Source organism: Staphylococcus argenteus, assembly GCF_000236925.1.
GTDB classification, from domain to species: domain Bacteria; phylum Bacillota; class Bacilli; order Staphylococcales; family Staphylococcaceae; genus Staphylococcus; species Staphylococcus argenteus.
Window position 1 is genome coordinate 1,764,663 of sequence record NC_016941.1, and the last position, 13,923, is coordinate 1,778,585.

Consider the following 13,923-nt stretch of genomic DNA (forward strand, 5'->3'; position numbering starts at 1 on the left):
TCCTTAATTATTCAAAAAATGCTTGTCCAATTTCGTAGCTGTCATTTAACACCATAATACCTTTTTCTTCTGGTGCATTCGGTAAATTCAATTCTTTCATCGAACAAATCATTCCACTTGATGCAACACCACGTAATTCAGCATCTTTAATAACCATACCGCTTGGCATTACTGCGCCTACTTTTGCAACTACAACCTTTTGCCCTGCTTCAACATTTGGCGCACCACAAACGATTTGTAATGTATCATTTCCGATATTTACATTTAATACGCTTAATTTATCAGCGTCAGGATGCTTATCTTTCGTTTCAACATAGCCAACTACAAATTTAGGTGACAAATCGACATCTAATTTATAATCAAAACCAGCTTCATTGATACGTTGTTGGAAAGCAATTACAAGTTCATCAGTTAATTTAATATGCCCTGTTTCCTCAATTGATATATCATTTGAAATACCAAAAATATTAAAGCCTACAACTTTTCCTTCATTTGTAATTTCGACAACGTCAGCTTTCTTATTATAATTTAATTCACCTTCAACAGGTTCTATTTGTAAGAATGCGACATCCCCTACATATTTAGGATTGTAAAATAAATTCATTATGACAAAACTCCTTATCCACTTATTTCTATTTATCTTTGTTAAATTTACGTCGATTTGCTTCTAAACGTTGAATGACGTTTGGATCTCTTTTTTGTTTATTATTTTTACCCAAAATAAAAATGGGTTCAAGATGTCCTTGTTTATAACCAAATGATAATGATGTAATCGGAACTAATCCTTTTGTGAAAAATTCCATTGTTAAATGAGCCATAACATCATAACCTGTTTTATTACGAATATCTGCAATAATCAATACATCCTGATGTGGCACTGCTACCAACATCTCACCCTGACATTGCGCTTCTATGTCATTTAAAAAAGCCGTATTTAAAACTCTACTTGCATCATACCCGTCATTTGTATTTATAAAATAAAATATATTACCTTTTACTTCATCTGTGGTATAAGAATTTGACAATTTCCTAACATTAAACAATGACATTTCCTTTATTTGTTGTTCAGTTAAATTCAATTCGTCTAACATACTTTCATCAATAAGACGATATGATTTTCCTAAATCTACTGCATAATAAACAGCTGTTTCTGCAGTATGTTTTTCATATATAAAAGGTATACCTTTTTTTGTTTTCTTATCGAAACTTGTCGCTCTTATTACAGGCATAATTTGACTAGGTGTTATATCCTGTAAAGTTTTATCTGCCATTTGTGCAATAGCTTCATTAACATAGTAAACAATTTCATCAACAATTTTTTCTTTTTTATCTTCATATTTTGCGACTATAGCGTTAAGTTTAATCGTGATACCTTTGTTATTATCTGTTCGATAAATACGCAAAGTTTCTTCTTCACGATTAAATTTAAAATCGACGTCTAAATGACTTAAACGTTCCTTTAATTTATCTCTCATTTGAAAGGTATTCATGTATAACACTCCTAATTTCGCACCTTATAACAGTTTACAATAAATCAACACGTAGTAACAGAGAAAAACGAGTTTTACCCCGTTTTTCTCTAGTCTAAATTACACGTATTGAGCTAAAAATGCATCTATTTGTTCAATTGATTTACGTTCTTTTCCAATATAGCTTCCGAGCAATTCCCCATTTTTATAAACTAAAAAACTTGGAATACCCATAATACCATTTTCAATACAAATATCCATAAATTGGTCACGATCAATAGATACAAATTCAAACATTGGATATTTTTCTTCTAATTGTGGTAAATCTGGTTCGATAATTCTACAGTCTGGACACCATCCTGCTGTAAATTCAAATACGGTTGCACCTTGTTTTAAAGTTTCAAATTGTTGTTCTGATTCAAGTTGTTTCATTTTTAAATTCTCCTTAAGTCATAAAATTTTAGTGAGCATTATTAAGTTCCAATATGATCAATATGGCTTATTTATATTGTAATGTGTCTATTTGGTTGTCATCTAAATTACTAATTGCCTCAAACAATAAATGTCTAGCAGCAAAATAATCTCTAATATCGAATACCGAGTCTGTACTATGAATATAACGTGCACATACACCTATAACAGCAGTTGGAACACCAATATTCGCTTTATGTATTTCACCACCATCTGTTCCACCTGGAGACATATAATATTGATGAGCAATCCCATGTGTGTCCACTAATTTTAATAAATAGTCTCTGAAAGTAGGTTTTAAAATCATTGTACCATCTTTAATTCGTATTAAAGTTCCTTTTCCAAGTTCACCTGATAGTGACTGTTTACCTTTAACATCATTTGCCGGTGAACAATCTACTACGAATGCAACATCTGGATCAATCATTTCAACTGATGCTTTAGCACCTCTCAAACCAACTTCTTCTTGAACATTTGCTCCTACATATAGTTCGACATCTAACTCTTTATCTTTAAATAACTCAAGAATTTCAATCGCTAGAACACATCCATAACGATTGTCCCAAGCTTTAGCACTATAACGGTGTTCAGATAATTGTGTAAATGAAGTGTGAGGTACAATTGTATCTCCTATCTCTATACCACGTAAACGAACTTCATTTGCATTTTCGGCACCAATATCTAAAGTTAAATCTTTGATTTCTGGTGCGCCTTCATTTCCTGTACGAAAATGTTTTGGGATATTTGACACTACGCCTATAATTTTGTCACCATTTCTATTTTTGATAGCCAAACGTTGCCCTTGCCAAATATCATTTGCTACGCCACCTAAATTTGTGAATTGTATCATACCGTTATCTGTTATATTCGTTATCATAAAACCTATTTCATCCATATGTGCTGCTATCATCACACGTTTTGCGTTTGGATTTTTAGATTTTTTGACGCCGAAAAAACCACCCATTCGATTTTCAATAAACTCATCTACATATGGTTCCATTTGTTCAGTCATATAATCTTTTACTTCTTGTTCAAAGCCAGGTGCACCATGAAGCTCAGTTAAAGTTTGAATTCGTTGTAATGTTACGTTTTTATTTATGTTCATAAAAGTTCTCACTCCTTATATGTTATTATATCATCTTCAATATGGTAAACTAATGATATGAATTTGAAATCAAGGGAGCATAAATGATGACTAAACTGAAATATATAATTCCAACAATAATTGCGGTAACCATTGTAATTATATCAACCATTTCAATTATTCAATTTATAAATCGTAAACGTTATAATCCTGTTAAAGTTCTTAATGAAGTGAAATCATATTTTATGGATGTTAAAGGTTCGTATATTGTTTATGAGCCATTTGTACATCCTGAAACTGATAAATATCGTTTAGTTTATCAAGGTGGCATCACAACTGTAAAAAATGGTAAAGATATCCATTATGATTTTTATGCAGATGCATACACTGGTGAGGTCATAAACATAGTAGAATGTTAACGACAAACGTATTGATACCTGATTTGGGCATATATCCCGAAAAAGCCACATCCCTAGAAATTATGAGTAGTGTTCTAAAAGTTTAACGAAAACTAAACTTATTAGGATTCACATCACTAGGGTGTGGCTTTTATTTATATTTTAATCATTTGCACTTAGATCAATCTCATATTTTGTCCTATAAGAATGCTTCATGTATCTTCATTCTATTCATCACGACATTTAATTTTAACGCAAAACAAATGAATCAATCATATCTCCATCATGCTGATATTTTACTGCAAAATATTTTACATCGTGATAAAACAAGAACCAATATTGATGATGAATAAAATAAGGTATCATCCGTTCTTTTTCACGTATTGATTGCATAGGGTAATCATCGTATGCTGTTACCCATAATGGATTTTTGTGTGCAGTTGTTGGAAATATATCTCCCATATGTACTGCCTTGTCGCCCTGACTTTCAATCGTAATTATCGTATGCCCAAAACTATGTCCACCACTATGATGCATTTTAACCCCTGGAACAGGCTCAATAGTTTTGTCGAATAAAAGTAATTTATTACTATATTCACCATTGTTTTTAGTCCAATAAGTTGACTTACTACGAATATTTGGAGAAATAAATTCATGCCATTCATCTTGTTGAATGATGTGAGTGGCATTTTCAAAAATTGCATGTCCCTCTTTATCAGTTAGACCAGCTGCATGATCAAAATGCATATGTGTCATTAGCACATAGTCAATATCTTTAGGTGACAAATTGTACATTGCTAAATCTTCAATAATTTTACTTTCTTCATCAACACCAAAATTACGCAATTGTTTTTCATTTAGTTTGCCATTACCTATACCAGCATCAATTATCAAATTATGTTGTGGCGTTTGTATTAATATAGGATGTGTAGGTAAATTGATTTGATTTCGTTCGTTTACATCATATTTTTTTGACCATAACGGTTTAGGTACAACACCAAACATTGCACCTCCATCCATTTTCGTATTTCCACCATTTAAATATTGAATTGAGATATCCCCGATTTTCATAAAATCACCTATTCTTATTATATTCATAAGCTTAAAATTTATTATTTAACAATATCGTATCACTATTCATTTCACTAAACAAAGTCAATGTAATGACAGTTAGATACTTCTTTGTTCTGTTCAATGTCATTTCAAGCCTCTTATTTCACAGGATAAAAATACATTATTTTTGTAAACAGAATAATCCCAATAATTCAAACAGCTAATTTTATTTATTTTTGTGCTTTATGTTTTAAATTTAAAGTATTTTACTATATCATTATTGATAGGCGCATTATCTCTTTTAGTTTAGGTTTGGTCACTTTAAATTATAGAGGCAATTGCGCTTTTTTCATATTAAAAATCAAAAAATCGGATAGATGACAATTAAAAAAACTTTTCCATCAGTCCGATTTATTATAGAACCCGAAAAAACACGCATGATAATATGACGACATATTATCACACGTGCTTTCAATTATTTTTTTGTATGAAATTTCGCTTCCATTCGATATATTCGAGATCCTTTATCTGAAAATTTCTTTTCATATTCCGTCAATATATTACTACCATCGTCCTCTTGATGTAAATTCAAATTAATTTTTGTAAAATACATTCCAAATTGAGACATACTTTCTAAACTGTAAGCAAATAAGCCCCTGTTGTCAGTTTTAAAATGTAAATCTCCCTCATCATCCAAGATTTGTTGGTACAGTGCTAAAAATGTACGATATGTTAAACGACGTTTAGCATGACGATTTTTTGGCCAAGGATCTGAAAAGTTCAAATATATACGTGACACTTCACCGTCTTTAAAATATTCATTAAGTTCTATAGCGTCATTACAAATTATTTTTAAATTTGTTAAACCCATATCTTTTACTTTATCTAATACTTTATAAACGATACTTTTTTCACGTTCCATTGAAATATAGTTAATATGAGGATTTTGAGCAGCCAAAGTAGTAATAAACTGCCCCATTCCCGAACCAATTTCAATATGTATCGGTTGCGTTTTATCAAACCATTCTGTCATTTTCCCCGCATGCTGACCATCCATATCAACCAAGTTAGGGTGCTCTTTTAAATAGTCTTCAGCCCATGGTTTGTATCGAACTCTCATATTTTTATTCTCCTCTTAAATAAACATGTTGCTGTTCATCACTTCGTTTAAAAACTTCAACCAAGTGTTCATATCTTTATATCTCTTTTGTTCTTCATACCATTGAACAAGTCCAATAGATTGAATAACCGTATACCATTTCATACGTTTATTTAAATTCAAACTTTCTTGAACGCCATATGTTTCTAACCATTGAGACCATTGATGTTGTGGAACATAGTTGTATAGCAGCATACCTATATCAATTGCTGGGTCTGCAATCATTGCACCTTCCCAATCAACTAAAAATAATTCATCACGATCAGATAATAACCAATTGTTATGATTAACGTCGCCATGTACAACTGTGAAGAAACGTGAATCTAAACTCGGTATATGCTCTTCTAAATAAGTTAATGATTTTCGTACAATATGATGTGTTAATACTTCTCTTGATAAAGAGGCATTAATTTTATTAAGCATAATTTCAGGTGTAATAGGTTCCATTTCCATACGTTTCAACATACTTAATAACGGTCTTGAACTATGAATCTTCTTTAATAAATGGGCAACTCTTGTTTGCTTCATTTCATTTGAAGTTAATTCACGGCCATTTTTCCAATGTTGTGCAGTAACCACTTCGCCTGTTTCAATGCGTTTTGTCCATACTAATTTCGGCACAATCCCCTCTGCTGATAATGCCGCAATAAATGGATTTGAATTTCGTTTTAAAAATAACTTTTGTCCATCTTGTTCAGCCATATATGCTTCACCAGATGCACCACCTGCAGAATCAAGTGTCCACCCTAATTGATAAAACTGCTCCAACTCGTCCACCTCACTTTCAATTAGAAAATGGCTCTAGAAATAGGTTTTTCAAGAGCCATATATTCTAATTTATAACACGATTCTGGTACAAAATTTGTATTCCAGATATTTATTGTAACCATTAGTAACTATCTATGATTTAACAATGTAAATATATTGTCATATTCATAAACACAATTAATTTTATTTGCTAACAAAAAGAACTATCACATTAATGTGTTTTAACTATATAGTTTTATTGATTAAGTAGAAATTAAAATCTATTTTCCAAAAAGATTTTCTCCCTACTAACTCTTAGATAACAATAATTATAAATCCTAACAATTCCGTTCGGAGTAAAATATGATGCACATCATATTTGTAACTCATAGAAAATTTTATAATTTTTATCATTATATTTCAACTGAAAATGAGAAACAAAATGTCACTTTTTACTAATAAGTGTTTTTTAAACAACACTTTTAAGCTTCGTTTTAAATTATAACATAATTCACCTACGAAAGTTGATAAATTTAAGTAATTTAATTGAAAAATATGATGAACAATTTTAAATGCTATGTGTCTCGATATACTTATCGAAACCTTCTTGTAATTGACGTGTAATCGGTCCAACTTTACCTTCATTAACTGGTTCGCCATCTAATTTAATAACCGGAGTAACCTCAGCAGATGTACTTGAAACAATAACTTCATCTGCATTTTTTAAGAAATCTACAGTAAAAGTTTCTTCTTTAAATGGAATATTGTAGTCTTCTGCAATGTTTTTAATCACTCTACGTGTTATACCGTTTAAAATATAATTATTAATTGGATGTGTATATATTACCCCATCTTTAATTGCATATGCATTACTTGATGAACCTTCAGTTACAGTTTCACCACGATGTTGAATTGCTTCAACTGCATTATATTTTACAGCATATTCTTTTGCCAAAACATTTCCTAATAGATTCAAGCTCTTAATATCACAGCGTAACCAACGAATATCTTCTACAGTAACACCATTCACACCATTTTCTAGATGATCAAATGGTCGATCATAACTTTTCGTATAAGCTACAATTGCTGGTTCTACTTCTGGTGTTGGAAAACTATGATTTCTTTCAGCTACACCACGAGTTGCTTGAATATAAATTGCGCCAGTTTCAATTTGATTCATATCAACTAACTTACGAGATAATTCGATTAAATCTTCAATTGAATAATTTAAATCTAATCCTATTTCGTTTGCACTACGTAAAAATCTTTCATAGTGTTCAGTTACTGTAAATAGCTTTCCATTATAAACACGAATGTATTCATAAATACCATCGCCAAATACATATCCTCTGTCATTATATGAAACCTTTGCTTCACTTGGAACTACAAACTCACCATTTAAAAAAACTTTTTCCATATATTATTCCTCCACGCATAATGAATAAATTGCTTCTAAATAAATACTAGTTGCGTTAAATAACTGTTTCTTAGTGATATATTCATTTTTCTGATGCATTAAGTCTTCAGAATCACTAAACATTGCGCCAAATGCTACACCTTTGTCTAAGTTTCTCGCATATGTGCCGCCCCCTATAGTATAAGGTTCCGTCATATCATTTGTTTGATTTCTATATGCAGTCACTAATTTTTGTACAAATGGATCATTTTTATCAACATAGTGAGGTGGCTGAACTTTACCCAGTTTCACTTCGAATCCATATTGTTCAATCTCACTTGTAAAACGGTTTATCGCTTTATCAAAGTCAAATCCTTCTGGATATCTTAAATTGATACCAAAACGACCGACATTTTCATTATCATATGTAATTACACCAATATTTGTTGTTACATCTCCCATAACATCTGTATGGAATTTCATACCCATTTTTTCACCGAAATCCGAATTAAATAAATAACGATTACTAAAAGCTACAAACGCCTGTGCATTATTGTCAAGATTTAATGATGATAAGAACTTCAATAAGTATAGACCTGCATTTACGCCAATAGATGGGTCCATACCATGAACTGCTTTACCTTCAACAGTTAAAACTAAGATTCCACTATCGACTGTGCTGTCACCTTGCAAATGATTTTGTTCTAAAAAGTACTCGAAATCTTGAATGACGTCTGTCATGTTTTCTTTGACAAGTACTCTAGCTTCTGCATGATCAGGTACCATATTGTATCGTTCACCTGAATTAAATGAAATCAACTCATAATCCGGTTCATCCTGGTCTTCAGATTGTTTACTTTGAATTAAATCAAATGTAGTAATACCTTTTTCACCATGAATACATGGGAACTCAGCATCAGGTGCAAATCCTAAAGTAGGCATTTCTTCCGTTTTAAAATAACGATCCGTACATTTCCAATCTGATTCTTCATCAGTACCGATAATCATATGAATACGTTTTTTCCAATCTACATTCATTTCTTCAAGTATTTTAATTGCATAATATGCAGCAATCGTTGGTCCTTTATCATCTAATGTTCCTCTTGCTATAATTGCATCTTCCGTTACAACTGGGTCAAATGGATCACTATCCCAACCTTCACCAGCTGGAACAACATCAACATGACATAAGATACCTAATACATCATCGCCTTTACCAGCCTCAATTCTTCCTGCAATATGGTCAACATCATGTGTTGTAAATCCATCTCTATGTGCAATTTCATACATGTAGTCTAATGCCTTACGAGGACCTGGTCCGACTGGTGTGTCTTCTGATGCTTGCGCGTCATCTCTCACACTTTCAATAGCTAATAAACCTTTTAAGTCATTTATAATTTGATCTTCGTATTGTTGAACTTTTTCTTTCCACATTCGAAATCGACTTCCTTTTTTCTATAAGTTAAATCCTATTTTACATGAAATGATGTAAAAACTACAATAAGATGTCAGAAAATAATAAAAAGGAATAAAACGATGTTATTGATTTGACATAAAATCAACGATAACCGCTTCATTCCTCTATATTATTATTAAATTTTATCTAATATTTTCATAAATCTAATAAAAAGTTAACTCTTTATTTTTTATCAGACAACGCATTTTTATTCTTTTTTAAATCTTCTTCTGTAACTACACGCAAATTATTGTTTGGTGCTGCGCCGCCTTCATCATCAAATTTACCTTCTTCAATACTGTCTGCAGTTTTATTATCCAAATCTGTAAATTTAGATTTTTCTTCTTCAAAAAATGCTTTTGGATCATTTTTCAATCTAGCAGCATAATCTTTAGGGTTATTTTTAACTTCTTGGATTGTTTCATTGGCAATGTTGCCTAATTGTGTTGCTTTATCTTTTGCATTATTTTTATATGTTTGTGGGTCTTGCTTATATTTATTATATTCAGCTTTTAATTTATTACGACTATCTTTACGTGTAACAAGTACTGCTGCAACTGCCCCACCAATACCTAAAATTGCTTTAAATAAATTTCCTTTTGCCATATCAATCGTCTCCCTTTATTTTAAATTTAATTTGTGAAAATCATTTTCTGTTAATAAACGATAATTACCTGACTCTAAATTGCTATCTAGTTCTAAGTCAGCAATTTTTATACGTTTTAAATGTATTACCTCATTTTGAATACTGTGAAACATTCGTTTAACTTGATGATATTTCCCTTCATAAATTGTAACGTGTGACGTTTGATCATCAATATAAGTCAATATTGCGGGCTTAACCTTGCCATCTGATAGTGTGATACCTTCTTTAAAAGCTTTGATATCATCTTCAGTGATGGGATGTTCTGAGATAACTTCATATTTTTTGGAAACATGTTTATTAGGACTCATTAGTTCATGATTAAAATTGCCATCATTTGTTATCAATAATAAACCTTCAGTATCTTTATCCAATCTACCGACCGGAAAAATATTTAAATGTTGATATTCAGGAATTAAATCAATAACTGTTTGCGATTGTTGATCTTCGGTTGCCGAAACATATCCTTTAGGCTTATTTAGCATGATATAAGCGTGCTCAATATATTCAATTATCTCTCCATGAACTAATATGCTATCTTCATTTGGTTCAATATGCACTTTTGGAGATTTGATGATTTGATCATTCACCGTAACAAAGCCTTTTTTTAGTAACTGCTTAACTTCATTTCGTGTACCTACACCCATGTTTGCCAAAAACTTATCTATTCTCATCGTAAAAACCTAACTCTACGTCTTAATTTTCCAGGAATTTCACCTAAAAATTCATCTGCAAGTCGCGTTTTGATAGTTAACGTTCCATAGATTAACACACCAACTGTTACACCTAAAATTATAATGATTAAATAACCTAGTTTCGTTGGTTCAAGGATTAGATTTGCAAGGAAGAATACCACTTCTACACCAATCATCATGATGAATGAATATAAAAATATTTTTGCAAGATGAATCCAACTATAACTGAATTTGAATTTTGCATATTTTTTAAGAATATAGAAATTACAACCAATTGCAAATAGTAATGCAATGCTTGTACTTAACACAGCACCAGGTGTATGGAACATCATAATTAATGGATAGTTCAATACTAGTTTAATCACAACTGAAGCTAAAATAACGTATACTGTTAATTTTTGTTTATCAATTCCTTGTAACATAGATGCCGTTACACTTAATAAAGAAATTAAAATCGCTACAGGTGCATAATAGAATAGTAATCGACTACCATCATGGTTAGGATCATGGCCTAATACAATTGGGTCATAACCATAGAAAACAGTAAATAATGGTTGTGCCAATGCCATAATTCCAATACTTGCTGGAACAGTTATAAACATTAATACACCAATTGATGTTCTAATTTGATGGTGCATTTCATGTAATCGCCCTTCTGCAAATGTTTTTGTAATATAAGGGATTAAACTTACTGCAAAACCAGCACTTAAAGATGTTGGAATCATTACAATTTTGTTTGTAGACATATTCAACATATTAAAGAAAATATCTTGTAATTGTGAAGGTACACCTACTAATGATAAAGCACCATTATGCGTAAATTGGTCTACCAAATTAAATAATGGATAATTTAAACTTACAATGACAAATGGAATACTGTACGCAATAATTTCTTTATACATTTTTCCATATGACACATCTATGTCAGTATAATCTGATTCGACCATTCGATCGATATTATGTTTACGTTTTCTCCAGTAATACCATAATGTGAAAATACCTATAATTGCTCCAACGGCTGCAGCAAATGTTGCAATACCATTCGCTAATAAAATTGATCCATCGAAAACATTTAGTACTAAATAACTACCAATTAATATGAAAATAACACGCGCAATTTGCTCAGTTACTTCAGAAACTGCTGTTGGTCCCATTGACTTATACCCTTGGAATATACCTCTCCAAGTTGCTAAAACTGGAATAAAGATTACAACCATACTGATAATTCTAATAATCCAAGTTATGTCATCTACTGACCAACCATTTTTATCATGTACATTTCTAGCAAGTGTTAATTCAGAAATATATGGTGCAAGGAAATAAAGTACTAAAAACCCTAAGACACCGGTAATACTCATTACAATAAAACTAGATTTATAAAATTTCTGACTGACTTTATATGCACCAATCGCATTATATTTCGCAACATATTTGGAAGCTGCAAGTGGTACACCTGCTGTAGCAACTGCAATTGCAATATTATATGGTGCGTAAGCATATGTGAACGGCGCCATATTTTCTTGTCCACCAATTAAATAGTTGAATGGAATGATAAAAAGTACGCCTAACACTTTTGTAATTAATATACTTATTGTAATTAAAAAGGTTCCACGCACCATTTCTTTACTTTCACTCATTACGTATCTCCCTATCTCATATTTATTAAAGTTTTGTAAATAAAAGGCTGTTTCTGTCTAAAATCATTTACATTATTATGAATATATCACAAAACTTTATTTCATAGTCGTATATTCAATGAAATATCATAACAAAATTACCAACTAATTGTCATTGAATAATCAAAATTGAATTTAATATAACTAAATTTCATATAAACATTATACTACTAATTTCAATGATTTACGTAAAGCTGTTGAAAATCATTGTTAATCGGTACAATACATTTTCAACTTTTTATGAAACACATATTATAGATATTATTAACTTCATTGTCATCTCATAACACAACAGTGATAGCAAACTTTAGAAAAGTACTATAAAATAACAAGTGAATGTAGCAGTACTAAAACTTGGAGGAAACATGTATGTATCAAACAATCATTATCGGTGGCGGCCCTAGTGGCTTAATGGCTGCAGTAGCTGCAAGCGAACAAAATGAAAATGTCTTGCTTATAGAAAAAAAGAAAGGATTAGGGCGCAAACTAAAAATATCTGGTGGTGGTAGATGTAATGTGACAAACCGACTACCTTATGCCGAAATAATTAAAAACATACCAGGGAATGGAAAATTTTTATATAGTCCATTTTCAATTTTTGATAATGAGTCCATTATTGATTTTTTTGAATCACGTGGTGTCAAATTAAAAGAAGAAGATCACGGTCGTATGTTCCCAGTATCCAATAAAGCCCAAGACGTCGTAGATACCTTAATATCAACTATCAAAAACCAGCATGTGACAATTAAAGAGGAAGAGGCAGTTAGTAGAATCGAAATCAGTGATGATGCTATTTTCACTGTACATACCCATAATAACAGTTATGAATGTCGTTCACTTGTCATTGCTACAGGTGGTACAAGCGTGCCACAAACAGGTTCAACAGGAGATGGTTATCATTTTGCACGTCATTTTGGTCATACTATTACTGAACTATTTCCAACCGAAGTGCCTATTACATCGACTGAATCATTTATAAAATCTAATCGTTTAAAAGGTCTAAGCTTAAAAGATGTAGAATTGTCAGTACTCAAGAAAAATGGCAAAAAACGTATTAGCCATCAAATGGATATGTTGTTCACTCACTTTGGAATCAGCGGACCAGCCGCATTAAGATGTAGTCAATTTGTCTATAAAGAACAAAAAAATCAAAAATCACAACAAATTACTATGGCTATTGATGCTTTTCCTGAATCAAACCATGAACAATTAAAGCAACATATAAGCAATTTATTAGCTGATGCACCTGATAAAATCATAAAAAATAGTTTGCATGGTTTAATCGAAGAGCGTTATTTACTTTTTATTTTGGAAAAATCTGGTATTAACGAAAATACTACAGCACATCATTTATCTAATCAGCAACTAAATGATTTAGTAAACATGTTTAAAGGATTTGAATTTAAAGTAAATGGTACCTTGCCAATCGACAAAGCTTTTGTCACAGGTGGTGGCGTCTCTTTAAAAGAAATACAACCTAAAACGATGATGTCCAAAATAGTCCCTGGGCTATTTTTATGTGGAGAAGTACTTGATATTCATGGCTATACAGGTGGTTATAATATTACGAGTGCTTTGGTAACTGGTCATGTCGCTGGATTATATGCAGGACAATACAAACAATCTTCTAATAAAAACTGAATCGTCACGAACCTATTTTAGTTAAAATGGCATAA

Annotated in this window: 14 protein-coding genes; 2 read left to right on the plus strand and 12 right to left on the minus strand. The window is 31.4% G+C overall.

Annotated elements, in window-relative coordinates; all coding sequences use genetic code 11:
- Positions 1-7: 7 nt before the first annotated feature.
- From ytpR to SAMSHR1132_RS08330, 4 genes are all read right to left on the minus strand, one after another.
- Complete coding sequence (gene ytpR, locus SAMSHR1132_RS08315) at positions 8-604, minus strand: YtpR family tRNA-binding protein (RefSeq protein ID WP_001048364.1); 597 nt, start codon at positions 602-604, stop codon at positions 8-10.
- A 28-nt stretch (positions 605-632) separates the two neighbouring features.
- Positions 633-1,490, minus strand: coding sequence for a DUF1444 domain-containing protein (locus tag SAMSHR1132_RS08320; protein ID WP_001091391.1), 858 nt, complete (start codon positions 1,488-1,490; stop codon positions 633-635).
- A gap of 99 nt (positions 1,491-1,589) precedes the next feature.
- Positions 1,590-1,901 (minus strand): thioredoxin family protein, encoded by a 312-nt coding sequence (locus SAMSHR1132_RS08325; protein ID WP_000811166.1) that lies wholly within the window; start codon positions 1,899-1,901, stop codon positions 1,590-1,592.
- Positions 1,902-1,968: 67 nt separating this feature from the next.
- Positions 1,969-3,045, minus strand: a complete 1,077-nt coding sequence (locus SAMSHR1132_RS08330) for a M42 family metallopeptidase (RefSeq protein WP_001024583.1) — start codon at positions 3,043-3,045, stop codon at positions 1,969-1,971.
- Positions 3,046-3,131: 86 nt separating this feature from the next.
- Between SAMSHR1132_RS08330 and SAMSHR1132_RS08335 the strand changes: the two genes are divergently transcribed.
- Complete coding sequence (locus tag SAMSHR1132_RS08335) at positions 3,132-3,443, plus strand: PepSY domain-containing protein (RefSeq protein ID WP_000163830.1); 312 nt, start codon at positions 3,132-3,134, stop codon at positions 3,441-3,443.
- 228 nt (positions 3,444-3,671) lie between these two features.
- Here SAMSHR1132_RS08335 and SAMSHR1132_RS08340 read toward each other — a convergent pair whose 3' ends face one another.
- The 8 genes from SAMSHR1132_RS08340 to SAMSHR1132_RS08375 all read right to left on the minus strand — a co-directional run bounded on the left by SAMSHR1132_RS08340 (position 3,672) and on the right by SAMSHR1132_RS08375 (position 12,208).
- Positions 3,672-4,493, minus strand: coding sequence for a YtnP family quorum-quenching lactonase (locus SAMSHR1132_RS08340; protein ID WP_000689587.1), 822 nt, complete (start codon positions 4,491-4,493; stop codon positions 3,672-3,674).
- 457 nt (positions 4,494-4,950) lie between these two features.
- Positions 4,951-5,595, minus strand: a complete 645-nt coding sequence (gene trmB, locus SAMSHR1132_RS08345; RefSeq protein ID WP_001266164.1) for a tRNA (guanosine(46)-N7)-methyltransferase TrmB — start codon at positions 5,593-5,595, stop codon at positions 4,951-4,953.
- 15 nt (positions 5,596-5,610) lie between these two features.
- Positions 5,611-6,402: a phosphotransferase family protein gene (locus tag SAMSHR1132_RS08350; protein ID WP_000434771.1), complete on the minus strand. Its 792-nt coding sequence runs from the start codon at positions 6,400-6,402 to the stop codon at positions 5,611-5,613.
- A gap of 547 nt (positions 6,403-6,949) precedes the next feature.
- Complete coding sequence (dat, locus tag SAMSHR1132_RS08355) at positions 6,950-7,798, minus strand: D-amino-acid transaminase (RefSeq protein WP_000416562.1); 849 nt, start codon at positions 7,796-7,798, stop codon at positions 6,950-6,952.
- 3 nt (positions 7,799-7,801) lie between these two features.
- Complete coding sequence (gene sapep, locus SAMSHR1132_RS08360) at positions 7,802-9,211, minus strand: Mn(2+)-dependent dipeptidase Sapep (protein ID WP_000265425.1); 1,410 nt, start codon at positions 9,209-9,211, stop codon at positions 7,802-7,804.
- 205 nt (positions 9,212-9,416) lie between these two features.
- Entirely contained in the window at positions 9,417-9,839 is a 423-nt protein-coding gene (locus SAMSHR1132_RS08365) for a YtxH domain-containing protein (RefSeq protein WP_001051866.1), read from the minus strand.
- Positions 9,840-9,854: 15 nt separating this feature from the next.
- Positions 9,855-10,550 (minus strand): pseudouridine synthase, encoded by a 696-nt coding sequence (locus SAMSHR1132_RS08370; protein WP_001217113.1) that lies wholly within the window; start codon positions 10,548-10,550, stop codon positions 9,855-9,857.
- The gene (locus tag SAMSHR1132_RS08375) at positions 10,547-12,208 is read right to left on the minus strand and encodes a putative polysaccharide biosynthesis protein (RefSeq protein WP_000004345.1); all 1,662 of its coding nucleotides are present in this window, start codon (positions 12,206-12,208) and stop codon (positions 10,547-10,549) included. Before SAMSHR1132_RS08375 ends, SAMSHR1132_RS08370 begins: the two co-directional genes overlap by 4 nt.
- Before the next feature lie 408 nt (positions 12,209-12,616).
- On the opposite strand from SAMSHR1132_RS08375, the gene SAMSHR1132_RS08380 reads away from it, so the two are divergent.
- On the plus strand, positions 12,617-13,888 hold the full coding sequence (locus tag SAMSHR1132_RS08380; RefSeq protein WP_000284994.1) for a BaiN/RdsA family NAD(P)/FAD-dependent oxidoreductase: 1,272 nt from the start codon (positions 12,617-12,619) through the stop codon (positions 13,886-13,888).
- Positions 13,889-13,923: the final 35 nt, after the last annotated feature.